This window comes from Devosia sp. YR412, from assembly GCF_900110945.1.
Taxonomy (GTDB): Bacteria; Pseudomonadota; Alphaproteobacteria; order Rhizobiales; family Devosiaceae; genus Devosia.
This window is the reverse complement of the sequence record NZ_FOFL01000001.1, coordinates 844750-866074: the sequence shown is the minus strand read 5'-3', so window position 1 is coordinate 866074 and position 21325 is coordinate 844750. Positions and strand designations below refer to the sequence as shown.

Below are 21325 nucleotides of genomic sequence, written 5' to 3'. Positions count from 1 at the left end.
ACATTTGTTCGCAGGCGGCGGCGAAAGCAACACAATCGCTGGAATATGATTGCGCTTGCCCGCCGACAGGAGCAAACCGGCAACAGAGCTAGCAGACCTCAGGTTAAGATGGCCTTCTGGGATGAAAAATCGCTGGACGAAATGACCGACGCCGAGTGGGAAGCCCTCTGCGACGGCTGCGGTCGCTGCTGCCTGATCAAGCTTGAGGACGAGGATTCGGGGCTGCTGATTACCTCGGACGTGCGCTGCCAGTTGCTCGACGGCGATACCTGCGCCTGCACCGACTATCCCGGCCGCCAGGCCAAGGTGCCGGACTGCATCAAGCTCACGCCGCAGAATGTCAGCGAAATCAAATGGATCCCCACCACTTGCGCCTATCGCCGCATTGCCGAAGGCAAGGGCCTGGCCTGGTGGCATCCGCTGATCTCGGGTGACCCGCAGACGGTGATCGATGTGGGGGTATCGGCGCGCGGCCGCACCTTCGCCGAGCAGGACATTGCGCCCGATGAGTGGGAAGAACATGCCGTGGACTGGCCGGAGTGGGAGCCACCCGAGGCTCTCTAGGCCAGCCGGCATTCAGCTGATGCTGGCCTGTAAACGCCGATTTGCTGCGCTTCCGGTGCTCACGTACCCAAACGTACGCTGCGCTCCGGTTCTTACAAACCGACGTTTTCGGCTCATCCTGAGCTGAATGCCGGCGGCCCTTTGCCTGCATTTACCATCCGTTAACCATCTTGTGGCCAGATCGCGACCGTGTGCGAGCCTAGGATGGGCGACGATCATGACAGTTACGGCGACTTCCAAAGACGAGTCTGACCATTTCTGGAACCGCGTGCGGACGGCGTTGAATACGCTGCGTCCGGTGCGCCAGCCGGCCTACGGCCAGGCGGCGATCGCGCGGTCGATCGGCATGAAGCCAAAACTCGGGACATTGATCGAGGACGAGCTGGCCTTTGGCTGGACCAAGGCCGCCGAGAAGAATGTCTCGCTGAGCCTGATGGTGATCGAGATCGATCGGGCGCTGGACTATTTCTCTGCCTATGACCCGGACGAGACCCATGACGGCGTCCTGGCCGTGATGCAGGCGATTGCCAATGCCCTGCCGCGCGAGGGCGATCGCTGCCTGCGCATGGGGCGTTCGGGCTTTGTCGTGGTGCTGCCCGACCTGCCGGTGCTGATGGCCAAGGCCGTGGCGACCAAGATTGCCGATGCAGTGCGGCGCCAGACCATTGCCCACAAGGAAAGCCATGCCGGCATCGTTACGGTCAGCCTCGGGCTGGCGGTGACCAATCCGCGCGGCGCCTATGACAAGAAGTTCTTCGAAGCCGGGGCCGAGGCGCTGAAGAAGGCGCAGCGCAAAGGGTTGGGCTATCAGCACAGCGTTGACCTGCGACCGGCACTGGATCGCAAGAAGAAGCGTAGTCAGCGGTTGCTGGCGGCTTAGTTAGGATCATCTCTCCATTCATCCCCGCGTGAGCGGGGATTTTGTTTTTGGGGTAGGGGCCCTGTACGTAAGGGCTGCCGGCCAGATGTTGCCTAAACTCACCCCCACCCGACCCCCTTCGGGGGCCACCCTCCCCACAAGGGGGAGGGATAAGAAAGATCGAGGCCACTGAGCTATCCCATCCCTCCCCTGAAGGGTGGCCCCCGAAGGGGGGCGGGTGGGGTGATGGGGGCCACAATTGTGGTTCGGACTCCGACCTTGCGGCCGTGGCGCGATCTCGAGGTAGATCTCGGCTCGAGGCCGGGATGACACCGTGGGCGTGACGCGGTTCGGATAAACGGCTCAATCATCACCAGTTCTGTGGATGTTGGCCGTCCCTGCCTGATCTAGGACAATCCCGTCACACCTGTGGGGGCTGTCCTGATGAAATATGCCAAGGGAATTCTGGCGCTGGTGGTGCTCGTTGCCCTGGCGATTGGCATTTACTTCTATTGGCAGCATCAGGCGCGGTATCCGTCGACGGACGATGCTTATGTGCAGGCCAATATCATCACCATTGCGCCCGAGATCACCGGGCGGGTGACGGCGGTCAATGTGGTGGAGAACCAGCTGGTGGCGGCGGGGGACGTGCTGTTCACGCTGGATGATACGGTGTTTGCCAATGCCGTGCAGCAGGCGGAGCAGCAGGTGCAGTCTTTGCAAAAGACTGGCGAGGCGCTGGCGCAGCAGGTGGTGGCGGCCACGGCTCAAGTGACCAGTGCGACAGCGGCCAAGCAGGTGGCCGATGAGCAGGCGGCGCGGACGCAGACGCTGCTCGGGCAGGGCAATGCCAGCCAGGTGCAGGGCGATGACGATACTGCTGCAGCCGTGCAGGCGGCGGCAGCGCTCGATTCCGCGCAGTCCGGCCTGGCGCAGGCCAATGCCGATGTGATTGCCAATCAGGATGATGTGGTGGCGGCCCAGGCGCAGTTGAACACGGCGCAGCTGGCGCTCGATCATGCCACGGTCAAGGCGCCGGTGGCGGGCTGGATCGCCAACCTGACGCTGCGGCCGGGTTCCGTCGTGGCGGCCTATCAGCCGCAGTTTGCGCTGGTCGACGCGGGTGACTGGTGGGTCGATGCCAATTTCGCCGAGACCGACCTGCCGCGCATTGTGGCGGGGCTGCCGGTCAGCATCGAAGTCGACATGTTGCCTGGGGTGACGCTGACCGGCAAGGTGGCGTCGCTGGGCATCGGCTCGGGTTCAAGCTTTTCGCTGCTGCCGGCACAGAATGCCTCGAGCAATTGGGTCAAGGTGACCCAGCGCTTTGCGGTGCGGGTGACGCTGGATGAGCCGGTGCAAGGGCTGCGCGTCGGGGCCAGCGCCAATGCCACGGTGGATACAACCGCCGCGCCGGTCGCGCCGTGACCATGGACGTAGCGGCACCGGCCGTGGCGCAACCGAAGGGCGTGCGGCTGGCCATCGTCGTCGCCGTGGTGCTGTCGGCGGTGCTGGAAGTGCTCGACAGCACGATCGTCAACGTGGCGCTGCCGCATATTTCGGCGGCCTTTGGCGCCAGCACCGACCAGACCACCTGGATCCTCACCAGCTATATTGTCGCCGCCGTGGTCATCATGCCGCTGACCGGCGTGCTGGCGCGGAGGGTGGGGCGGCGCAACCTGATCCTCACCGCCATCACCGGCTTTGTGTGCTTTTCGATGCTGTGCGGGCTCTCGACCGGGCTCGAGATGATCGTTGCCTGCCGCATGGGGCAGGGGGTGTTCGGGGCCTTTCTGATCCCGCTGTCGCAATCGATCCTGTTCGATGCTTTTCCGCGCGAAAAGCGTGGGCAGTCCATGGCGATGTTTGGGCTTGGCGTGGTGGTGGCACCAGTGCTGGGGCCAACCTTGGGCGCGGTGCTGACGGAGTATTTCTCCTGGCGCATGGTGTTTTTCGTCAACCTGCCGGTCGCGGCTTTTGCCCTGATGATGCTGGCCGGCGAATTGCCCAAGGACAGGCGTGAGGACGTCCGTATCGACTATCGCACGCTGGTGCTGATGGCGCTGGGCATCGGGGCACTGCAGTTCACGCTGGACCAGGGGACGAGTCTCAACTGGTTGTCATCGCATGTGATCCAGGTGGCGATCATGGTCGCTGTGCTGGGCGGGGTGGCCTTCCTGTGGCGCAGCCTGCGGCAGGACGCGCCGCTGGTCGATGTGCGGCTGTTTGCCGAGCGCAATTTCGGGCTGGCCAATCTGGTGATTGCCGGCTTTGCCGTGTCGATGTTCGGCGGCATCGCCATCCTGCCGCTGTTCCTGCAGGGGCTGCTGGGCTATCCGGTGATCGAGGCGGGCATGATCTTCATTCCGCGCGGTTTGGCTGCCGCCGTGGCCACGGTGCTCGTGGGGGCGGTGCTGGTCAACCGCATGGACCCGCGCCTGCTCGGCGGGCTGGGGCTGGTGCTGCTGGCGATCAGCAATTTCATGATGGCGAGCATGACGCTGGAGGCCGACTTCTGGCAATTGGCCTGGCCGGGGGTGTTTTCCGGCCTCGGCATGGGGCTGGTTTTCGTGCCGATGTCGACGCTGGCCTTTGACCGGATCAGCAGCGCCCGGCAGGACGAGGCTTCGGGCCTGTTCAGCGTGACGCGGCAATTGGGCTCGTCCATCGGCATTGCCATCGTCGGGGCGATCCTGGTCAACCAGATCAGTACCAGCAATGCCATTTTGGGCGGTTCGATCACGCCGTACGATCCGGCCGCCTATGCTTATCTGAGCGGGCTGGGCCTGACACCACAATCCACGCAGGGCGCGGCTCTGATGGCCGGCGAGGTGGCGCGGCAGGCCGAGCTTTTGGCCTATACCACGGTGTTTCGCCTGCTGGGCTGGACCAGCCTCGTGCTGGTGCCGCTGGTCGCCCTCATGCAAAAGCCGCTACCGGGCGCGGCAAAGCCCGTGGCGGTTTGAGGCAGGGGTGCAATCCTGGGTTGCCATGACCGAGCGCGCAACCTAATAGAGCCGTCCCTCGCGCGTCACGCGCATTCCCAGCTCTGGATGGCATGCCATGACCCTTGTTTGCGGCCTCGACTTCGGCACGTCCAATTCCACCATTGCCCATCTCGATTCCGGCGGCGTGCCGCATTTGCTCAAGCTCGAGGCGGGACGCGAGACCATTCCCAGCGTGATCTTCTTCAGCTTCGAGGATGACCGCATTCATTTCGGCCGCCAGGCGGTGGCCGAATATGTCAGCGGCGCCGACGGGCGGTTGATGCGGTCGCTGAAAAGCGTGTTGGGCACGGCGCTGATTGGCGACACCACGCGGGTGAAGGCCAGGAGCTATGGCTTTGTGGAAATCCTCGGGATTTTCATCGCCGAGCTGAAAAAGCGCGCCGAGACCGAGCTGTGGGGCACGGTGGACAGCGTGGTTTGCGGCAGGCCGGTGCATTTCGTCGATGACGATGCGACAGCCGATGCGGCGGCGCAGGAACAGCTGGCCGGCGCGGTACGGGCGCAGGGCTTCAAGCATGTGGATTTCCAGTTCGAGCCGATCGCCGCGGCGCTCGACTATGAGCGGCAGGTGTCGGCTGAAAAGCTGGCACTGATCGTCGATCTGGGCGGCGGTACGTCGGACTTTTCCGTGGTGCGGGTGTCGCCGGAGCGAGCGAAATCCATGGATCGCGGTGGCGATATCCTGGCCACGGCGGGCGTGCATATCGGCGGCACCGATTTCGACCGTCTGCTGTCGATGGCCAAGGTGATGCCGGAGCTGGGGCTGGGCACGATGACCAAGGATGGCAAACGGCATCTGCCGGTGGCGCCCTATCATGATCTCTCGACCTGGCACCGCATCAATAGGCTCTATAATGCCCAGACGCTGCGCGACCTGCGCGGCACCCGCAACGAGGCCAAGGCGCCCGAGCGGGTGGAGATGATGATGGAACTGGTGGAAGACCGTCTGGGCCACAAGCTGGTCGGCGCGGTGGAGGCGGCCAAGATCGCGCTGTCGGATGCGGATGCGACGGATTTCAGTTTCGCGGTGCGCGACCAGACGATTGCCACGACGATGACGATTGCCGATTTCACTGCGGCGCTGCGGCTGTCGGTGGGGCGGATCGAGGCGACGATCGAGGAGACGCTGAAGCGGGCCGGGGTGACGGTCGGCGATATCGACAGCCTGATTTTGACGGGCGGTTCGACCCAGGTGCCGGCGATTGCCAGCCGGCTGCAGGGGATGTTTCCCGAGGCGGAACTGGTGCGGACGGATGTGCTGGGGAGCGTGGGGCTGGGGCTGGCGATGGATGCGAAAAGGAAGTTTGGGTGACCACCTCTCCCCTGAGGGGAGAGGTCGGCGCGTCAGCGCCGGGTGAGGGGTTCAGAGGTTGGTTAAAGCACAGTGCCGCCGCCGGTCTGTGAACCCCTCACCCTCACCTCTCCCCTCAGGGGAGAGGGTACGCAGGAGCCGAAGCAACCAGTCTGGTCACTCCTGTCTGTGGGGAGGGGTCGGGTGGGGTGATGGCTAGGCGCGATACGCGTTAGCGTCCCCCGTTACCGCTGCTTTCAGCTTGCAGCTTGCGCCAGCGGTCGAGGCGGGCCGGGTCCAGTGTACCCGCGGCCACGGCCGCACGAACCGCGCAGCCGGGTTCGTGGTCATGGGTGCAATTGCGGAATTTGCACTGGGGCGCCAGTTCGGTGATTTCGGCGAACAGGATATCGAGGCCTTCGCCGACATCCTTGAGATGGAGGCTTCGCACCCCCGGTGTATCAATGACCCAGCCTCCGCCGGTCATGGCGTGCAGCGAGCGCGAGGTGGTGGTGTGACGGCCTTTCGAATCGCCTTCGCGCACGCTGCCGGTCTGTTGCTTCTGCCAGCCCGTGCCGACGAGCGTATTGACCAGCGTGGACTTGCCGACGCCGGAGGAGCCGACCAAAGCCACGGTGGCCCCGGCGCCGCACCAGGGTTTTAGCGTGGCAACGGCATCCGGCTCGCGGGCATTGACCGTCACCACGGCCAGACCGCGCTGCAGGCCGGCGGCCTGGCGCCGGAAGTCTTCGGCGTCCTCGGCCATGTCGGCCTTGGTCAGAACGATCACCGGCTCGGTGCCGGCGTCATTGGCGAAAGCCAGGTAGCGTTCGAGGCGGGCCAGGTTGAAATCGGCATTGCACGAGCCGACGATGAACAGCGTATCGACATTGGCGGCGACCAGTTGGGTCGGGCGCTTGCCATCGGCCGGGCGCTGCAGCAGGGCCTTTCGATCGAGCCGACGCGTCAGCAGGCCGGTGACGGGATGCACGAGGATCCAGTCGCCCACCGCATAATCGGCGGTATCGACGCGCGGCGGCATTGTGACCTGTACCTGGCCCTGATCCGACAGGGCGGTCAGGCGCGCCCGGTGCACCGCGTCGATGCGCAGTGGCGCAAGCGCGCGATCGTCCTGGCTCAACTGCTCTTCGAAAAAGCCCTGCCAGCCGAGGGGCTGGAGGCGGGCGAAGGCCTGGTCATCCGGAGACGTCATTCACCGTGGTCCTGAAGAGAGAAGTCGGTCACCCTGCGCGCGCGGAGCAGCACTAGTCTGCCTCGCCCGGCGGCTGGTCCGCGGCGCCGCTTGGGCTATCTTCATCCGAAGCGGGCTTGAGCTTGGCCTGGGCGCGCTCTTCGTTCTTTTGCTTCTTGAGGCGCTCGCGTTCTTTGCGCTCGAAGTCGTAATTGGGTTTTCTTGCCATTGTGCCTCAATTCTTGAACCCTGTTCCTGTGCCCAATCGCGACTAAACGCAAGTTCCGCGGCTGGGGATCAGCATGGCCTCGGATGCTCAATTGGCCGCCGGCCTTGCTTATTGGCGATAATACCCGCATACACTGCCTTACGTTTTCAGCCTGCAACGGCTGCCTTTGCCGGTCATTTCCGTCCTCGGCTCACTGCTCCACAATGTGAACGTCGTTCGTCAGCATGTCGCTGCGGACAACCGCTCGCGCCAAAGGCTCCGAGCTTTCAAGGACTATTTCGATGGGTAACATCACCGGCACCGTCAAGTTTTTCAACACGACCAAGGGCTTCGGCTTCATTTCGCCAGAAGGCGGCGGCAAGGATGCTTTCGTGCATATCTCGGCCGTTCAGCAGTCGGGCCTGCAGGGCCTCTATGAGAATGACAAGGTCACCTATGACGTCGAGAGCGGCCGTGACGGCAAGGAATCGGCTGTCAACCTGACGCTGCTCTAGTCGCGCCTCTAGCGGCGCCAGCCTGTTCACACGGGCTGGTTGCCGCTTCACGCAAGGGCGCTTTGCGCCTATGGAAGGCTCGCTTTGGCGGGCCTTCAGCATTTTGATGGATCGGCGCAGGGCGCGATTTATGGAGGCAGAGGTGATTGATTTTCGCCGCCACGATACGACGGCCAAGAACCTGACGCACCCGGCGCAGCAGGCCTACCGCGTGAAGAAAGCCGCGCTGATCAAGGCCGGCGTGTCACAGGACGAGGCCGACACGGCGCTCAATGCCTTCTTCTGGCAGTGCTTTGAAGATGACGACGAGGACGAAGGCGACGAGACGCCCACGGCCTAGAGGTTTTCCAGCGCCGCGCGGTCGGCGATGGCATCGGCGATCGTATCGGGTTCCTTGACCAACAGCGTATCGAGGATGGAGACCACGAGTGCGGCGACGAGCGTGCCGCCGACAGTCAGCGCGGCGCGCTGGATGAAGGCAAAGCCGGGCTCGGAGGTGGCGAGCGCCGAGCCAACCAGCGAGATCATCACCGAAGCGGCATCCTGATAGGCCATGGCGGGCAGGCGGCCGGTGACCATCTTGTTGGCGAAATAGAGCGTCACCAGGAACAGCAGCGCCATCAGCACGAAGAGATGGCCCACGACCTGCAGCAGGGCGAGAATGCCGAGACCGGCCAACCCGCCAAGGATCACCGAAAAGGAGCGCTGCCCCGCCTCGCGCCAGATCGACTGGCGGGTGGAATGCACCAGCACGAACATGCCGGCGACGGCCAGCATCATGTTGGAGAAGTCGAGGATAGTATAAAGATAGACGGTATAGGCGAGCAGCACCGCGGTGCGGATGGCGGCACGGGTGCCCCAGCCATAGCCGAAGGCGGGGCCTGCCTCGTCGACATGCAGCTCGGCGGTCTGAGGCGGCAGCAGCATGTACAGCACGGGAATGACCACGGCCGAGCAGATCGCCGCCTTGGTCATTTCGGCGCGGAGATAGGCCATGGCGGCGTAGTTGCCCAGCCCCATGATGGTCATCAAGACGCCGGCGACGATGATCAGCATGCCAAAGGCCGTGCCGGTGCGCTGGATCATGTAGAAGGCCAGAAAGAACAGCGTGCCCATGACGGTGACAAGGACCAGCGGCAGGCCCTGCAGGGTCACGAAAATGCCCGACATGATCCACAGCGCGCCGCCGAAGACGATTGGCGCGGCGAACACCCGGCTCGGGTTGAAGGCCTTGCGATTGGTGGCGAGCAAGGAAAACATCAGCGTCGGATAGATCATCGGCAGCGGCGAGCGCAGCAGCATGGCCAGCACCAGCCCGATCAGCGGCATCAGCGCAGCGCGCAGCGCAAAATGCGGGTCATCGTCGAGCAGCGGGCGCGGGGCGATATACATCGCTCAGTAGAGGAACGAGACGTAGGACGAGACGGTCTGCAGGCCATTGGCGATGAAGGCCACGGGATTGCCGCGGCCCTGCGCAAACACCAGGGCGCTGACCTTGGAGCCGACCCGCACATTCGCCGGCCATTGGCTGGCATCGACCAGTTCGAGATGCACCGGGATGGTGCGGGCCGGCTCGAACCAGCGGGTCATCGCCTGGTTCTGCGGCAGGCCATTGGCGGCGGTGCGGCCGGGGTCGATGCCCAGGGCAATGCCGCGCACGCGGGCGTCGAAACTGCGGCCGGGGACGCCGTCGAAGACCAGGTTCGCTTCGTCGCCGACCTGCACATTGGCCAGCTGGTTCTCGCGCATATCGACCACCACCCACATGCTGTGGTCTTCGATGAAGGTCAAAGCCGGGGTGCCGGCATTGATATACTGGCCGGGCGCCAGCTTGAGGTTGGTGACGACGCCATCGGACGGTGCGGTGACCGTGGCAAAGGAGCGGTTGAGCTGGGCCTGTTCGAGCTGCACCTTGGCGGTTTCGACCTGCGGATTGGTGCCGGCGCCACCGGCGCGCAGCACGGCGCTTTCGAGCTCCGCCTGGGCGGCTTCAAGATTTGAGGCGGCCGTGGCGAGCTGGGCATTGGCGGCATCGACGGCCGACTGGGCGCTGAGGCCGCGGGCGAAGAGGCTCTGGGTGCGCTCGGTGGTGACGCGGGTGGTATCGAGCGCGGCCTGGGCCTGATTGACCTTGGCCTCGGTGGAGGCCAGCGAAATCACCGAGGCGCCGACGGTCTGGGTCACCGTATCGAGCTGCGCCTGGGCCTGGCGCAGGGTGAGCTCGAAGGGGGCGGGGTCGAGGGTGAACAGCGGATCGCCGGCCTTGACGGATTGATTGTCTGATACCAGCACCTGCTGCACCTGGCCGGCGACGCGCGGCGCCACGAGGGCGGTGAGCGCGGTGACCGAGCCGGTGGAGCTGGACGGCACCAATTGGTCGGTAGCGACATGCCAGGCGAGGCCGAGGACCAGCAGCAGCAGGATGAACAGGCCAATCTTGCCGGCGGCGCTCTTGCGCTTGACCTCGGGTTCGGGTGGCGTCGTGGCGGGATCGGCGACGAGGGTTTCGACCACCAGCGTGCCGCCTTCGCTGCGCCTGACCTCTGAAAGTCCAGCAGCCGGCGTGACCGGGGTGGTTTCCGACAGGGTTTCCGACTTAGTCTGCGCCATGATGCGACTCCCGCTTGCGTCAAACAGCCGGGCAGTTTAACTCGACCAGGCATTAACTTGAACATCGAGATAATTGATGGCCCAGAAGACGTCAAGCCAAACTTCGGAGCACGAGGTCCTGCTCAAGCGCGTCGGGCGGGGCATGCAGGAACTGATCGAGGCGGTGAGCACTGCCCGCGAGCAGGCGGCCAAGGCGCAGGGGCTGCATCCGACCGACTTTGCCTGCATCGGCTATCTGCACCGGGTCGGCACGCCGGTCAGCCCGAAGCAGATCATCGCCCAGCTCAATCTCACTTCGGGCTCGGGCACAGCGCTGCTCGATCGGCTGGAGGCGGCCGGCTACACGCGGCGCCTGCCCAATCCGGACGACCGCCGGAGCCTCCTCATCGAGCTCAACCTCGAAACCGCCGCCGAACCGCTCCAGCGTTATCGGCAAATTGAGCAGAGCTATCGGGAGGTGACTGAGGCGTTTTCGGAAGAGGATCTGGAAGCGATTGCCCGGTTTCTGGAGGCGATGGGGACGTTTACCAAGCAGTTGGCTTGAGGAGGGGCCGGACGCAGTGCAATCGGCCGGTTGGCGGCGCCGTACGAATTGTTCCAAATCGCGCAACGCCCGGCCCTTCCTGAGTAACCATGCGGCCCACGTTCCTTCCCGAACACTTGCCGCGCCAGACAGCACATGGTGTTGTGGCGGCTGGAGGAATTTCATGACCGGACCAGCATTCGTCTTTGCGGCAATTGTCTCTTTCGGTGTGTTGGCAATGGGCTCTGCCGCGCCCTCGGCGCAGGAGTCTGGTGCCTGCAACATCAAGGGCAATGTCAGCACTCGGGGCGAGCGCATCTACCATGTGCCGGGCCAGAAATATTACAACGAGACCCGTATCAGCGCCTCGCATGGCGAGCGCTGGTTCTGTTCTGAAGCCGAGGCCCGGGCCGCCGGCTGGCGCGCGTCGCGGGTCTAGAGTCAGCGACCGCTCGGCAGCCTGGGGCGTAAGCCAGCGGCACTGCGGCTTCGTCAAGACATGCCCCCTGTATCACGCGGAACAGACAATCTCGGCACACTCGGCCATTGCTTGGGCAGGATCAGTGGGCCGAGGGTGTGGCGTGGCGAATGAGGCTTGGAATGAGCTCTATGATGAGTATACCCAGGACTATGACGAGGACGGTCATTGGGCGTTTCCGGAAGAGTCGCGTTTCGGCGGGAATCTGCAGATTGGCCCGAAGGGCATAAGGGTGGTGATCCTGCGGGTTGAGCTGTCGCTGGACCCCTGGCATGTCGAAATCGCTCATTGCGCGCATCAGCACGATCATTCCGAGCGGCCGACATCTTGTCTGGTCGAGCGGTTCTGGGATGACAGGCAGGCCTGGGAGGCCGTGCTCACGCGGCTTCGGGAGTATGGCATGCAGGATTTCTAGAATGTGACGTCGCCGGCTGGAGCGGGCCTTGGGCTAGATTTCGGCCTTGCAGCGCAGTTCCAGTCCCAGCAATTGCGAGGTGCTCGAGACTTCGGCGACCTGAAAACTCTGGCCGAGATAGAGCACGCGGTGGCCGCGGGCGAGATTGGGAATGTGGGGGATGTGGAAGATATGCAGCGTGGTGGGCTGGCTCTGGTCTTCATCGGCCCGTTGAGCGGTGCCGGCCTGCCAGACCGGGACCTTTTCGCAATTGGGCAGGGTGCGCCAATCCATGGTGCCGCCAGTCGGGCGTGATTCCTGGATGCGTAGGTAACGCGCGATATCCCGAGCCATGTGAAGTCCTCCAGCATCGACGATAAAGCAAATGCGTTGATTTTGCTTGAAGGTGCTGCTGTTTATTGTTCGCAATCAGCATGTTGCGCGGAAGTTATTGCGTGTATTTTTGCTGCTGAAAGTCGCGCAGTCCAGTTTTCTGCAAAAAAATCAATCCCGTTTATCCCCGCGTGACGCTGGCCTGCTATAGTTCAGGCATGGTCGGAAAAGTGGGTCAGGACGCCGAGCGCAGGCCCTGCCAGCGCTGGTTGGCCTGTTCGGACGGGCCTGCGAGCTGGCAATCGAAACGGCCTCGGATCGACTGGTTGAAGAAGCGGCCGCGAGACTCAGCGCTGCGGAAAGCCTCGTAGAGGGTTTCGGGCACGTTGAAATAGCGATAACGGCGGCCTTCGGGACCGAACCAGATCGTCAGGGTCTGGCTGGCCGGGTTGTAATGGATATGGCGGATCACGGCGGACATCGGGGGCTCCCGTTGGATGACGCGAGGGTGAATCCGGGACGGAGTCATCGGGTTCCCGGCGCGAGCGGCGGGGCGATTCACAAGTGAGTCATTGGCATGGATGACGGCGTGGTATTGGCGATCCGCTGGGATCTCATTCGCGGCGAATATGAAGGGCGCGTCTTCCTGCCGGCGGTGATCTGCAAGCGCTATGGCATCACCCTGGCTCAGCTGCGCTATCGCCGGGAGGTGGAGGGCTGGTTGAGCGCAAGGGCCCGCGTCGTTCGGCAGGACGATCTGGTGGCGCGCATGCTCAAGGTTTTGGACAAGCAGGTCAGGCGGTTGGAAATGGCGAAAGACGAACCCTTCGACAAGCAGGCGCGTGTGCTCGGCATGCACGTCAAGACGCTGGATACGCTGATCGCGCTTGGCGCAGCGCAGCGCAATGCCGAGCCGGCCAGCAAGCTGAATATCGATGACCTGCGCAACAAGGTGACCAAGCGAATTGGACAGTTCAACAGCCGTTAGGAACTTTGGCGACCCCAAGACCAAGACGGCAGAGGAACTGGAGACTTTTTACTGCAACTGGGACATCTGGGCGCTCGACAAGCAGCAGCCGCCCGAGGGGGACTGGACCACATGGCTGCTGCTGGGCGGCCGCGGATCCGGCAAGACGCGCGCCGGTGCCGAATGGGTGCGCAAGCTGGCGAAACAGAAGATCGGCCCGATTGCCCTGGTCGGGGAGACGATGACCGAGGCTATTGCCATCATGGTGCGCGGCGAGAGCGGCATCCTGAATGTGCATCCCGATGAAGAACGGCCGGTGCTCAAGGGGCAGCGGCTGATCTGGCCCAATGGCGTCGAGGCCATGGTGATGTCGGCCTCCGATCCGGACCGGTTTCGCGGGCCGCAATTCGCTGCTGCCTGGTGTGACGAGCTGGAGCTGCTGACAGCAGAAAATGCCGGCGCCAAGGGCATGTCGGGGCCGCAGGAAGAGGTGGTAGGCGCGAGCTTTGCCGTGGCGTTCTGCGAGGGCACGGTCAGCCATTTCGGGCGCATCCGGGCCGACGGGCAATTGCTCGATACCGAGGGGCTGACGCTGCGGTTTTATCGCGGCACTGAGGACCAATTGCCGGACGGGCTGATCGAGGCGACGCAGGGCTTTGCGCCGGCCTATCGGGGGCTGTGTTATCTGGTGGTCGAGCAGTTGCCGCTCAACCGATTTGGCAATCGCATTCCGCATCTGAGCGTCGAACTCTGCCGCGTGGTGGGGGATCTGGAGCCCAATATCCGCGCGGTGACGGTGATCCCCGGGGCGACGGAATTTGGTTATGATCCGACCCCGCGCGTGCGGCTGGCCGGACCGGGGCAGACGCTGGGCGAGAATACCCATGTCTCGGCGACGGTCAGCGACTGGACGCTGTCGATGGACGAGTTGGCGGCGCTTTGCCCCAATCTCGAACATGTGGCGCTGGTGGTGAGCTGGTTCGGCAATGACCTGCGCTGCGGGTCGTGCCAGATCGGGCCGCGGGTGGAGGCGGCATCACGCGATGTGCTTGATGTCGACTGGCGGGTGATGGGGCTGGGGCGCGGCGAGGTGCCGGTAGTCTCCTATATCGGTGGCGGTGCGGCCTATGGCGGCACGCCGAGCGATGCCTCGGTTTTGGCGGCGATTGCCGATCTCAAGGCGCGCGGATTGAGCGTCACGCTTTATCCGCTGCTGATGATGGATGTGCCGGCGGGCAATGGCCTGCCCGATCCGCATGGCGGGGCGCAGCAGGCGGCCTATCCGTGGCGAGGACGGATCACCTGCCATCCAGCGCCGGGATTGGCTGGCTCGCCCGACAAGACGGCGGCGGCTGCGGCGCAGGTGGCGAGCTTTGTGCCCTTCTATCGCCAGATGGTGCTGCATTATGCGGCGTTGGCGGTAACGGCGGGCGGGGTCAATACGCTGGTGATCGGCTCGGAAATGGTCGGGCTGAGCACGGTGCGCGGCGCCGGCAATAGTTTTCCGTTTGTGTCGGCGCTGGTGAACCTGGCGGCAGATGTGCGAGCTGTGGTGGGCGCGGCGACCAGGCTGACCTACGCGGCGGATTGGAGTGAGTATTCAGGCTGCCAGTCGGCGGGGGAGAAGTTCTTCCACCTCGATCCACTGTGGGCGTCGCCCAATATCGACGCCGTCGGGATCGACAATTACATGCCGCTGGCCGATTGGCGCGATGGGCAGGGGCATGACGATGCCGCGCTGTCGGCTTCGGGATATGACCTGGATTACCTCAAGGGCAATATTGCCGGGGGCGAGGGGTTTGACTGGTATTATGCCAGTGCTGCCGATCGGGCGGCGCAGCTGCGGACGCCGATCAACGACGGAGCTTATAGTGAGCCCTGGGTGTGGCGGTTCAAGGATATCCGCAACTGGTGGAGCCAGGCGCATCATGACCGGCCCGGTGGGGTGCGCAATGCCGGTGCCACGGCCTGGGTGCCGGGGTCGAAGCCAATCTGGTTTTCGGAACTCGGCTGCGGCGCGGTCGACAAGGGGGCCAACCAGCCTAATATTTTTGGCGATCCGAAAAGCGCCGAAAGCGGGCGGCCGCATTTTTCCAGCGAGCTGCCCGACCCGCTGATCCAGCGGCAGGTGCTGCGGGCGTACCAGAGTTTCTGGCGTGACCCGGCCAATAATCCCCCGGGCATGGTGGATGTGAGCCGGATCTATCACTGGACCTGGGACGCGCGGCCCTATCCGGCCTTTCCGGCGCTGAGCGAGGTCTGGGCCGATGGCCCCAATCATCGCAACGGGCATTGGCTGACCGGGCGGCTCGGCGGCATGGCCAGCGATGAACTGGCGGTTGCGGTGGCGGCCGACCATGATGTGGCGCTGACGGCGGAACCGGCGACGCCGTTTGTTGGCGGCTATGTGCTGGGCAGTGCCGGCACGGCGCGCGAGGCGCTGGAACCGCTGCTGGCGGCGACGGGTCTTGGCCTGCGCAATCGGGTGGACGGGCTGCATCTGGGTGTGGCGCGGCGGGTGGCGGCGCTGACGTTGGAGGCCGAAGCGCTGGTGGCGGGCGAGGAGCCGGTGCTGGCGCGTAAGCGCGGCGATCCGGCCGAGGCGCCGGGGCGGCTGGCGCTGAGCTATCTCGATCGCGAGCGGGACTATCTGACCGGTACGGTGACGGCGCTGGTACGGGCGGATGGTCTGCTGGCGGGCGAGAGCACGGCACTGACGCTGGATGCTTCCAATGCCCGGCGCGCGGCGGAGCGCATGTTGGATCAGCGCTCGGCGCGGCGCGAGGTGTTGAACCTGGCGCTGCCACCGGGCGCATTGGCGCTGGAGCCGGGGGATGTGATCGAGATTGCCGGTCTGGCCGAGGGGCCGTTTGAGATCGCCGAAATCCGGGATGGGTTGGCGCGGCGGGTTACGGCGCAGACACTGCCGGCTGATGTGGCGCAGGTGACGGAGGTGGATCGCCCGGTGGCGGGCGGCAGTGGCGTCGCGGTGCGGGCGTTGCCGCTGGTCGCCGTAGCGCATCTGCCGCCGCTGCCGGAGGATTTTGGTCAATCGCGACTGGTGGTCGGCGCCTATGCGCAGCCGTGGCCGGGATCAGTGCAGGTGGTGGATGACGCGACGGGGGCGTCGGTCGCCGAGCTGACGCGGCGGGGGCCGCTGGGCAGCCTGGCGGCGCCGGTCGGGATGGGGCCGCTGGGTGTTTGGGACCTGGGCAATGTGCTTGAGGCCGAGATGTTGGCCGGGCATCTGGCGTCGGGCGAAGCGCTGGCGGTGCTGGGCGGCAGCAATCGATTGGCGCTGGAGACCGATGCTGGCGACTGGGAGGTCCTGGGCTTTGCCGAGGCTGCGCTGGTCTCGCCGGGGCGCTATCGGCTGAGCCACCTGCTGCGCGGGCTGCAGGGGACGGGACCGGCCATGGGCGTGGCCTCCGTAGGGCGGCGGGTGATGCTGCTCGACGGGCGGGTGGCGAGCCTGCCACTGCAGGCGCAATGGCTGGGCGAGACGCGGGATTTTCGCCTCTATGCCGGGGCGCGTGATGTGGAGGGCACGAGCCTCAGCGTGGCGACTGATGCGGGGCCGGCCCTGCCGCTGCCGCCGGTGCATCTGCGGGCGGTGCGGAATGGGGGCGATATAGCTTTGAGCTGGCTGCGCTGCAGCCGGGCCGATGGCGATGGTTGGGGCGTGGCGGAAAGCCCGCTGGATCATCTGCCAGAGCTATATCGCTTAAAGATTTTCAATGGGGTGACGCCGGTGCGGGTGCTGTCGCCGGAGACGAGCGCGGCGACTTACACGGCGGCCGAGCAGCTGGCGGACTTCGGGGCGCCGCCCGCAAGCTTCGTGTTCACGGTGGCGCAGGTCAGCCCGGTGCTGGGCGTCGGCCATGCGACGCAGGGGGAATTTCATGGCTAAAAGCCGGTTCGATAGCTGTCTCGACGCGGTGCTCAAGCACGAGGGCGGTTATGTCGATCATCCGTCCGATCCGGGCGGGGCGACCAATCTGGGCATTACCCGCAAGACGCTGGCGCGCTGGCGGCAGGTGTCGCCGTGGTGGAGCCTGTCGAAAACGGCGGTGCGCGATTTGCAGCGGGCCGAGGCGGCGCAGATCTATCACGCGCTGTATTGGGATCGTGTCCGCGGCGGGCAATTGCCGCCGGGGCTCGATTTGGCGCTGTTCGATTTTGCCGTCAATTCCGGTCCTGACCGGGCCGTGCGCATGCTGCAAGCCGAGCTGGGCGTGGTGGTCGATGGGCAGATCGGGCCGTTGACGCTGGCGACGATCGCCGGGCGACCGGCTGCAACGTTGGTCAATGCGCTGTGCGACCGCCGGCTGACCTTCCTCAATCGCCTACCAACTTTCGCTGCCTTTGGCAGGGGCTGGACCGCCCGCGTCGCCGTGGTGCGCAAGACGGCGCTGGCCAGTGCCGGCGCGGTGACGACATCAAGCAAACCCAATCATTGGAGAGAGACCATGGATATTCTGAGCGGCTACAAGACCTATATCGTCGCCCTGTTCATGCTGCTGGCCGGCCTGGCGCAGGTGCTGGGCGTGGACCTGCCGGCGCTGGACGGCGGCTCGGCCGGGCATTTGATCATGGAAGCGCTGGCCGTACTGTTCCTGCGCAAGAGGCTGAAGGGGGATATCGGCCGGGCGTAAGGGCTGGTTGGCAACTTGGAGCGGGCTGACCGATATTACTCGGGTCTTGCTTGAGGTCCGCAATGAAGCATTCGTCCATCGTCGTGCGCGCCTTGTGGGATAGCGAAGCCCAGGTCTGGGTCGCGTCGAGCAACGATATCGACGGGCTCAGTGTCGAGGCGGACACGATCGAAGCTCTCAACGCCAAGGTGCTGGGGGCTATTGCCGATCTGATCGAGCTGAATGGCATCGACTCGGATCTGGCAGAAATTCCGGTTCATTTGCTGGCAGAACAGTTCTCTCGCGTCCTGAACCCGTCGCACTGATTGTGGGCGGCTGTCTGCGCGTTGAAAGCCCTGCTGACCGACGCGGGCCGCTACTTTGTTCGTCAGGGCAAGGGTGACCACGAAGTCTGGTACAGTCCGCTTACCGATCGGCACGTTATCGTGGATGCAGGGACCAAATCCCGACATACTGCAAACGAAACACTGAAGCAGGCCGGTCTGCCCAAAGCGTTTTAGTTCCGTGGTGATGTCCTGCAACCTGGAGGTGACGCATGTCTAAGCGTATTTTCAACGTCACTGCGCATTGGGACAACGATACCATGGTGTTCTATTCCCAAAGCGACATCATCGGACTACATATCGAGGCGAAGTCGATTGAAGAGTTTGAGGCGGTCTTGGTTGACGTCAAGCCGGACTTGTTGATTGCGAACCATGCCTGTACCGCGAACGCCATTCTCCGCGATGCTGGCAGTTCCATCAAACTCTAGGTTTTGCCCGCTTTGCCTCATTCATGTCCCATTCAGCAACCTGGCCCTAAGGTGCTGTCATGAAAACCTTGTTCCTCAAATTGCTGACGTCGGTCGCTGTGGCGCTGATGCTGGGTCTTGCCGCGACGGGCGGTGCCATGGCGCAGGCCTGCATCGACAATTCGGCTGAAATCCAGGCGCTGATCAGTGCCGGACAGATTATCAGCCAGTATGATGCCGTGGCCGCAGCAGGCTATAGTGCCGATCAGATTCTGAATTTTCGCCTTTGCCAGGACGGTGGCGGATATGTCTGGATTGTCGGTATTCTGAGTGCCGACGGCACTGCACAGAATATTACTGTCAGCGCACAATAGAGGAAGCCGCAAGGGCTGGGGGCATCAATGCGCATTCTGGTTGTCGAAGACGATACCAATCTCAATCGCCAGCTCAAGGAAGCGCTGACCGAAGCCGGTTATGCGGTGGACGTGGCATTCGATGGCGAGGAGGGGCACTTCCTCGGCGACACCGAACCCTATGACGCCATCGTGCTTGATATCGGCCTGCCGCGGATGGATGGCCTGTCGGTGCTGGAGGAATGGCGCCGGGCGGGCAAGACGACGCCGGTGCTGCTGCTGACGGCGCGCGATCGCTGGAGCGACAAGGTGCAGGGCATTGATGCCGGCGCCGACGATTATGTGGCCAAGCCTTTCCACATGGAAGAAGTGCTGGCCCGCATTCGCGCCCTGGTGCGGCGGGCGGCTGGGCTGGCCTCCAACGAGATCGTTTCGGGTTCGGTGCGACTGGATTCGCGCTCGGGCAAGGTGACGGTGGATGGCCAGTCGGTGAAGCTGACCAGCCACGAATTGCGCCTGTTGAGCTATCTGATGCATCACAAAGGCAAGGTGATTTCGCGCACCGAGCTGACCGAGCATCTTTACGATCAGGATTTCGACCGCGACAGCAATACGATCGAAGTCTTTGTCGGCCGGCTGCGCAAAAAATTGCCAGATGATTGCATCCAGACCGTCCGGGGATTGGGTTACCAGATCGCCGAGGATTAGGCGTGCGTAAGGGCTCCATTGCCGTCAATCTGTTCTGGCTGTCGGCCGGCTGGCTGGTGGTCGCGCTGGTGGCGACGGGCTTTTTGCTGACCGATCTGTATTCCCGTGCGCTCGATACCTCGCTGGCGGAATCGCTGGATTTTCATGTCGAGAGCCTGACCGGCTCGCTGCTGGAAACCGGCGATCCGACCAGCAGCGCCATTGCCCTCACCGATCCGCGCTTCGACCGCCCGCGCTCGGGCTGGTATTGGGCGATCCGCGGTGCCGATGGTACGCTGTATAATCTTTCGACCTCGGCGGTGGGCATCGACCTGCCGGTGCTGATGGGGCCGCCCGACAGCCGGGCCCGGCGCAGTGCCATCATGGATGACGCCTTCGGCACGCAGATGCGGGTGGTCGAGCGCACGGTGACGGTGGCGCCCAACAGCTACCAGATCGTGGTCACCGGCAATCTCAGCGAAATCCTCGAACTGGTCAGCGACTTCCGTGGCCAGACCTTTATCGTGCTCGGCGCAGTGGGTGTCATGCTGGCCATCATGAGCGCCATCGTCGCCCGCTTCGCCATGCGCCCGATTTCCAAGCTGAGCCGCGCCATCGAAAGCGTGCGCGAGGGCGAGAGTGTCACCGTCGCCGGTACCTATCCGCGCGAAATTGCGCCGCTGGCCGAAGAGGTCAACGAACTGCTGCGCTCCAATGCGCAAATCATCGAGCGGGCGCGTAACCAGGTGGGCAATCTGGCGCATGGGCTGAAAACGCCGATCGCCGTGCTGCGCAATGAGGCCGCCACCAAGAAGGGCGCTCTGGCCGAGGTGGTGCTCAGCGAAAGCGAAAAGATGAGCACCATGGTGGCCACCTATCTCGAACGGGCGCGCCTTGCGGCGCGCACCTCGGTGGTCGGCAAGAAATCCGACGCCACCATGATCATGCTGCGGCTGACCCGGGTGATGCGCAAGATCCATCCCGAGGTGACCGTAGCCTTCCAGCGGCCGGATGCCTCGCTGCCCTGGTTCCGTGGCGACGAGGCCGATCTTGAGGAAATGGCCGGCAACCTCCTCGACAATGCCTGCAAATGGTCCAAGGGGCAGGTCGGCGTGCGGCTCGATGCCGAGCGCAGCGATACCGGCACGCTGTTGCTGATCCGTATTGATGACAATGGTTTGGGTCTTTCCGACAGCGACGCCGAAAAAGTGTTGCGCCGCGGTGTCAGGCTGGACGAGAAAACGCCCGGCAGCGGCTTGGGGCTCGATATCGTCAAGGAACTGGTAGATGTGTATGGCGGCAGCCTGCGGCTCAAGCGTTCGGCGCTGGGCGGCCTGCTGGTGGAGTTGCGCCTGCCGACCGCCCGGTTGGGCAGCATGGCGCGACCCAACGCAACCTGACGCACTTTCGCCGCATTACGACAACAAGAGCCACTCTATCCGCCCAAGAGAACGCACACTCATGAACCGCATCGCCCTTATCGCTACGCCCTTGCTTGCATTGACCCTGGCTGCCTGCTCCAGCACCGGCCCGACCCAGGTGGCGAGTTCGGCACCCATGGTGGCGACCCCGGTGATCGCCCAGCCGCTGGTGCCGACCCCGGCGCAGACGACGCAGCAGGCGCTGCTGACGACCAGCGTCTCGAACGGTTTCGTCGATGCGGCAGCGCTGACCGCGATGACGGCCAATGACTCCGCCCAGGCCAACAGCGCCCAGTTTTATGCGCTGCAGTTCGGCCGCCCCGGCGCTCCGCGTGCCTGGACCGGCGACAAGGGCACCACCGGCTCGGTGGCGGTCGGTCCCTATGTCCGCGTCAACAATCTCGACTGCCGCGACTTCACTCATACGGTGAAGGCAAATGGTTCTGAGTACATAAAAAAAGGCACCGCCTGCCGCGAGCAGAACGGCAATTGGGCGGTCGTCAACGGCGCTGCCTGATCCCACTGATCTGCACGGCA

26 protein-coding genes are annotated in these 21325 nt (G+C 64.1%); 20 read left to right on the top strand and 6 right to left on the bottom strand.

The annotated features are described in order from the left end of the window. Positions 1-108 precede the first annotated feature (108 nt). The 5 genes from BM045_RS04135 to BM045_RS04115 all read left to right on the top strand — a co-directional run bounded on the left by BM045_RS04135 (position 109) and on the right by BM045_RS04115 (position 5743). Positions 109-564 carry a YcgN family cysteine cluster protein gene (locus tag BM045_RS04135; RefSeq protein ID WP_092179898.1) on the top strand — a complete coding sequence of 152 codons (456 nt, stop codon included), beginning with the start codon at positions 109-111 and terminating at the stop codon, positions 562-564. A gap of 217 nt (positions 565-781) precedes the next feature. Beyond that, positions 782-1444, top strand: coding sequence for a diguanylate cyclase domain-containing protein (locus BM045_RS04130; protein WP_170848361.1), 663 nt, complete (start codon positions 782-784; stop codon positions 1442-1444). 423 nt (positions 1445-1867) lie between these two features. Beyond that, positions 1868-2851 (top strand): HlyD family secretion protein, encoded by a 984-nt coding sequence (locus BM045_RS04125; protein WP_092179894.1) that lies wholly within the window; start codon positions 1868-1870, stop codon positions 2849-2851. A 2-nt stretch (positions 2852-2853) separates the two neighbouring features. After that, positions 2854-4389 (top strand): DHA2 family efflux MFS transporter permease subunit, encoded by a 1536-nt coding sequence (locus BM045_RS04120; RefSeq protein ID WP_092180927.1) that lies wholly within the window; start codon positions 2854-2856, stop codon positions 4387-4389. Between the two features lie 97 nt (positions 4390-4486). Beyond that, positions 4487-5743, top strand: a complete 1257-nt coding sequence (locus tag BM045_RS04115; RefSeq protein ID WP_092179892.1) for an Hsp70 family protein — start codon at positions 4487-4489, stop codon at positions 5741-5743. A gap of 211 nt (positions 5744-5954) precedes the next feature. Here BM045_RS04115 and rsgA read toward each other — a convergent pair whose 3' ends face one another. After that, positions 5955-6935, bottom strand: a complete 981-nt coding sequence (gene rsgA / locus BM045_RS04110; protein ID WP_092179890.1) for a ribosome small subunit-dependent GTPase A — start codon at positions 6933-6935, stop codon at positions 5955-5957. A gap of 52 nt (positions 6936-6987) precedes the next feature. After that, the gene (locus BM045_RS18835) at positions 6988-7143 is read right to left on the bottom strand and encodes a hypothetical protein (protein WP_170848360.1); all 156 of its coding nucleotides are present in this window, start codon (positions 7141-7143) and stop codon (positions 6988-6990) included. Positions 7144-7424: 281 nt separating this feature from the next. On the opposite strand from BM045_RS18835, the gene BM045_RS04105 reads away from it, so the two are divergent. Beyond that, the gene (locus tag BM045_RS04105; protein ID WP_092179888.1) at positions 7425-7637 is read left to right on the top strand and encodes a cold-shock protein; all 213 of its coding nucleotides are present in this window, start codon (positions 7425-7427) and stop codon (positions 7635-7637) included. A gap of 142 nt (positions 7638-7779) precedes the next feature. Continuing rightward, positions 7780-7977, top strand: coding sequence for a hypothetical protein (locus tag BM045_RS04100; protein WP_139198696.1), 198 nt, complete (start codon positions 7780-7782; stop codon positions 7975-7977). Here the strand turns inward: BM045_RS04100 and BM045_RS04095 are convergent. Together BM045_RS04095 and BM045_RS04090 are read right to left on the bottom strand one after the other, a co-directional pair. Next, positions 7974-9029, bottom strand: a complete 1056-nt coding sequence (locus tag BM045_RS04095) for an FUSC family protein (RefSeq protein ID WP_092179884.1) — start codon at positions 9027-9029, stop codon at positions 7974-7976. The genes BM045_RS04100 and BM045_RS04095 overlap by 4 nt on opposite strands. A 3-nt stretch (positions 9030-9032) precedes the next feature. Then, on the bottom strand, positions 9033-10247 hold the full coding sequence (locus BM045_RS04090; protein ID WP_092179883.1) for an HlyD family secretion protein: 1215 nt from the start codon (positions 10245-10247) through the stop codon (positions 9033-9035). Positions 10248-10323: 76 nt separating this feature from the next. On the opposite strand from BM045_RS04090, the gene BM045_RS04085 reads away from it, so the two are divergent. The 3 genes from BM045_RS04085 (at position 10324) to BM045_RS04075 (ending at position 11663) form a co-directional block, all read left to right on the top strand. Further along, positions 10324-10791, top strand: a complete 468-nt coding sequence (locus BM045_RS04085) for a MarR family winged helix-turn-helix transcriptional regulator (protein WP_139198695.1) — start codon at positions 10324-10326, stop codon at positions 10789-10791. Positions 10792-11008: 217 nt separating this feature from the next. After that, positions 11009-11209, top strand: coding sequence for a sunset domain-containing protein (locus tag BM045_RS19055; RefSeq protein WP_244522905.1), 201 nt, complete (start codon positions 11009-11011; stop codon positions 11207-11209). A gap of 142 nt (positions 11210-11351) precedes the next feature. After that, positions 11352-11663 carry a hypothetical protein gene (locus BM045_RS04075; RefSeq protein ID WP_092179882.1) on the top strand — a complete coding sequence of 104 codons (312 nt, stop codon included), beginning with the start codon at positions 11352-11354 and terminating at the stop codon, positions 11661-11663. 33 nt (positions 11664-11696) lie between these two features. On the opposite strand, the gene BM045_RS04070 is transcribed toward BM045_RS04075, so the two are convergent. Next, on the bottom strand, positions 11697-11996 hold the full coding sequence (locus tag BM045_RS04070) for a hypothetical protein (RefSeq protein WP_092179881.1): 300 nt from the start codon (positions 11994-11996) through the stop codon (positions 11697-11699). A 214-nt stretch (positions 11997-12210) separates the two neighbouring features. Continuing rightward, entirely contained in the window at positions 12211-12456 is a 246-nt protein-coding gene (locus BM045_RS04065; RefSeq protein WP_092179879.1) for a KTSC domain-containing protein, read from the bottom strand. A 96-nt stretch (positions 12457-12552) separates the two neighbouring features. On the opposite strand from BM045_RS04065, the gene BM045_RS04060 reads away from it, so the two are divergent. The 10 genes from BM045_RS04060 to BM045_RS04015 all read left to right on the top strand — a co-directional run bounded on the left by BM045_RS04060 (position 12553) and on the right by BM045_RS04015 (position 21305). After that, positions 12553-12963 carry a hypothetical protein gene (locus BM045_RS04060; protein ID WP_092179877.1) on the top strand — a complete coding sequence of 137 codons (411 nt, stop codon included), beginning with the start codon at positions 12553-12555 and terminating at the stop codon, positions 12961-12963. Next, a complete protein-coding gene (locus BM045_RS04055) occupies positions 12941-16852 on the top strand; it encodes a baseplate multidomain protein megatron (protein ID WP_092179875.1) in 3912 nt (1303 codons plus the stop codon). Before BM045_RS04060 ends, BM045_RS04055 begins: the two co-directional genes overlap by 23 nt. Then, positions 16845-17597, top strand: coding sequence for a glycoside hydrolase family 108 protein (locus tag BM045_RS04050; RefSeq protein ID WP_092179873.1), 753 nt, complete (start codon positions 16845-16847; stop codon positions 17595-17597). The genes BM045_RS04055 and BM045_RS04050 overlap by 8 nt, the downstream gene beginning before the upstream one ends. A 62-nt stretch (positions 17598-17659) precedes the next feature. Further along, positions 17660-17902, top strand: a complete 243-nt coding sequence (locus BM045_RS04045) for a DUF1902 domain-containing protein (RefSeq protein WP_092179871.1) — start codon at positions 17660-17662, stop codon at positions 17900-17902. Then, the gene (locus BM045_RS19140) at positions 17903-18097 is read left to right on the top strand and encodes a type II toxin-antitoxin system HicA family toxin (protein WP_092179869.1); all 195 of its coding nucleotides are present in this window, start codon (positions 17903-17905) and stop codon (positions 18095-18097) included. It begins immediately after the preceding gene. A 35-nt stretch (positions 18098-18132) separates the two neighbouring features. Further along, complete coding sequence (locus BM045_RS04035; protein ID WP_092179867.1) at positions 18133-18348, top strand: DUF1902 domain-containing protein; 216 nt, start codon at positions 18133-18135, stop codon at positions 18346-18348. A 59-nt stretch (positions 18349-18407) separates the two neighbouring features. Continuing rightward, positions 18408-18701 carry a hypothetical protein gene (locus BM045_RS04030; RefSeq protein WP_092179865.1) on the top strand — a complete coding sequence of 98 codons (294 nt, stop codon included), beginning with the start codon at positions 18408-18410 and terminating at the stop codon, positions 18699-18701. A gap of 27 nt (positions 18702-18728) precedes the next feature. Then, complete coding sequence (locus BM045_RS04025) at positions 18729-19388, top strand: response regulator transcription factor (RefSeq protein ID WP_092179863.1); 660 nt, start codon at positions 18729-18731, stop codon at positions 19386-19388. A 2-nt stretch (positions 19389-19390) separates the two neighbouring features. Further along, a complete protein-coding gene (locus tag BM045_RS04020; protein ID WP_092179861.1) occupies positions 19391-20767 on the top strand; it encodes a sensor histidine kinase in 1377 nt (458 codons plus the stop codon). A 61-nt stretch (positions 20768-20828) separates the two neighbouring features. After that, the gene (locus BM045_RS04015) at positions 20829-21305 is read left to right on the top strand and encodes an RT0821/Lpp0805 family surface protein (RefSeq protein ID WP_092179859.1); all 477 of its coding nucleotides are present in this window, start codon (positions 20829-20831) and stop codon (positions 21303-21305) included. Positions 21306-21325 lie beyond the last annotated feature (20 nt).

What these genes read in the sequence shown, in the direction of transcription:
- BM045_RS04135 (WP_092179898.1), top strand. Translation starts at nt 109, where the DNA reads ATGGCCTTCTGGGATGAAAAATCGCTGGACGAAATGACCGACGCCGAG.
- BM045_RS04130 (WP_170848361.1), top strand. Translation starts at nt 782, where the DNA reads ATGACAGTTACGGCGACTTCCAAAGACGAGTCTGACCATTTCTGGAAC.
- BM045_RS04125 (WP_092179894.1), top strand. Translation starts at nt 1,868, where the DNA reads ATGAAATATGCCAAGGGAATTCTGGCGCTGGTGGTGCTCGTTGCCCTG.
- BM045_RS04120 (WP_092180927.1), top strand. Translation starts at nt 2,854, where the DNA reads ATGGACGTAGCGGCACCGGCCGTGGCGCAACCGAAGGGCGTGCGGCTG.
- BM045_RS04115 (WP_092179892.1), top strand. Translation starts at nt 4,487, where the DNA reads ATGACCCTTGTTTGCGGCCTCGACTTCGGCACGTCCAATTCCACCATT.
- rsgA (WP_092179890.1), bottom strand. Translation starts at nt 6,935, where the DNA reads ATGACGTCTCCGGATGACCAGGCCTTCGCCCGCCTCCAGCCCCTCGGC.
- BM045_RS18835 (WP_170848360.1), bottom strand. Translation starts at nt 7,143, where the DNA reads ATGGCAAGAAAACCCAATTACGACTTCGAGCGCAAAGAACGCGAGCGC.
- BM045_RS04105 (WP_092179888.1), top strand. Translation starts at nt 7,425, where the DNA reads ATGGGTAACATCACCGGCACCGTCAAGTTTTTCAACACGACCAAGGGC.
- BM045_RS04095 (WP_092179884.1), bottom strand. Translation starts at nt 9,029, where the DNA reads ATGTATATCGCCCCGCGCCCGCTGCTCGACGATGACCCGCATTTTGCG.
- BM045_RS04090 (WP_092179883.1), bottom strand. Translation starts at nt 10,247, where the DNA reads ATGGCGCAGACTAAGTCGGAAACCCTGTCGGAAACCACCCCGGTCACG.
- BM045_RS04085 (WP_139198695.1), top strand. Translation starts at nt 10,324, where the DNA reads ATGGCCCAGAAGACGTCAAGCCAAACTTCGGAGCACGAGGTCCTGCTC.
- BM045_RS19055 (WP_244522905.1), top strand. Translation starts at nt 11,009, where the DNA reads ATGGGCTCTGCCGCGCCCTCGGCGCAGGAGTCTGGTGCCTGCAACATC.
- BM045_RS04070 (WP_092179881.1), bottom strand. Translation starts at nt 11,996, where the DNA reads ATGGCTCGGGATATCGCGCGTTACCTACGCATCCAGGAATCACGCCCG.
- BM045_RS04065 (WP_092179879.1), bottom strand. Translation starts at nt 12,456, where the DNA reads ATGTCCGCCGTGATCCGCCATATCCATTACAACCCGGCCAGCCAGACC.
- BM045_RS04060 (WP_092179877.1), top strand. Translation starts at nt 12,553, where the DNA reads ATGGATGACGGCGTGGTATTGGCGATCCGCTGGGATCTCATTCGCGGC.
- BM045_RS04050 (WP_092179873.1), top strand. Translation starts at nt 16,845, where the DNA reads ATGGCTAAAAGCCGGTTCGATAGCTGTCTCGACGCGGTGCTCAAGCAC.
- BM045_RS04045 (WP_092179871.1), top strand. Translation starts at nt 17,660, where the DNA reads ATGAAGCATTCGTCCATCGTCGTGCGCGCCTTGTGGGATAGCGAAGCC.
- BM045_RS04035 (WP_092179867.1), top strand. Translation starts at nt 18,133, where the DNA reads ATGTCTAAGCGTATTTTCAACGTCACTGCGCATTGGGACAACGATACC.
- BM045_RS04030 (WP_092179865.1), top strand. Translation starts at nt 18,408, where the DNA reads ATGAAAACCTTGTTCCTCAAATTGCTGACGTCGGTCGCTGTGGCGCTG.
- BM045_RS04025 (WP_092179863.1), top strand. Translation starts at nt 18,729, where the DNA reads ATGCGCATTCTGGTTGTCGAAGACGATACCAATCTCAATCGCCAGCTC.
- BM045_RS04015 (WP_092179859.1), top strand. Translation starts at nt 20,829, where the DNA reads ATGAACCGCATCGCCCTTATCGCTACGCCCTTGCTTGCATTGACCCTG.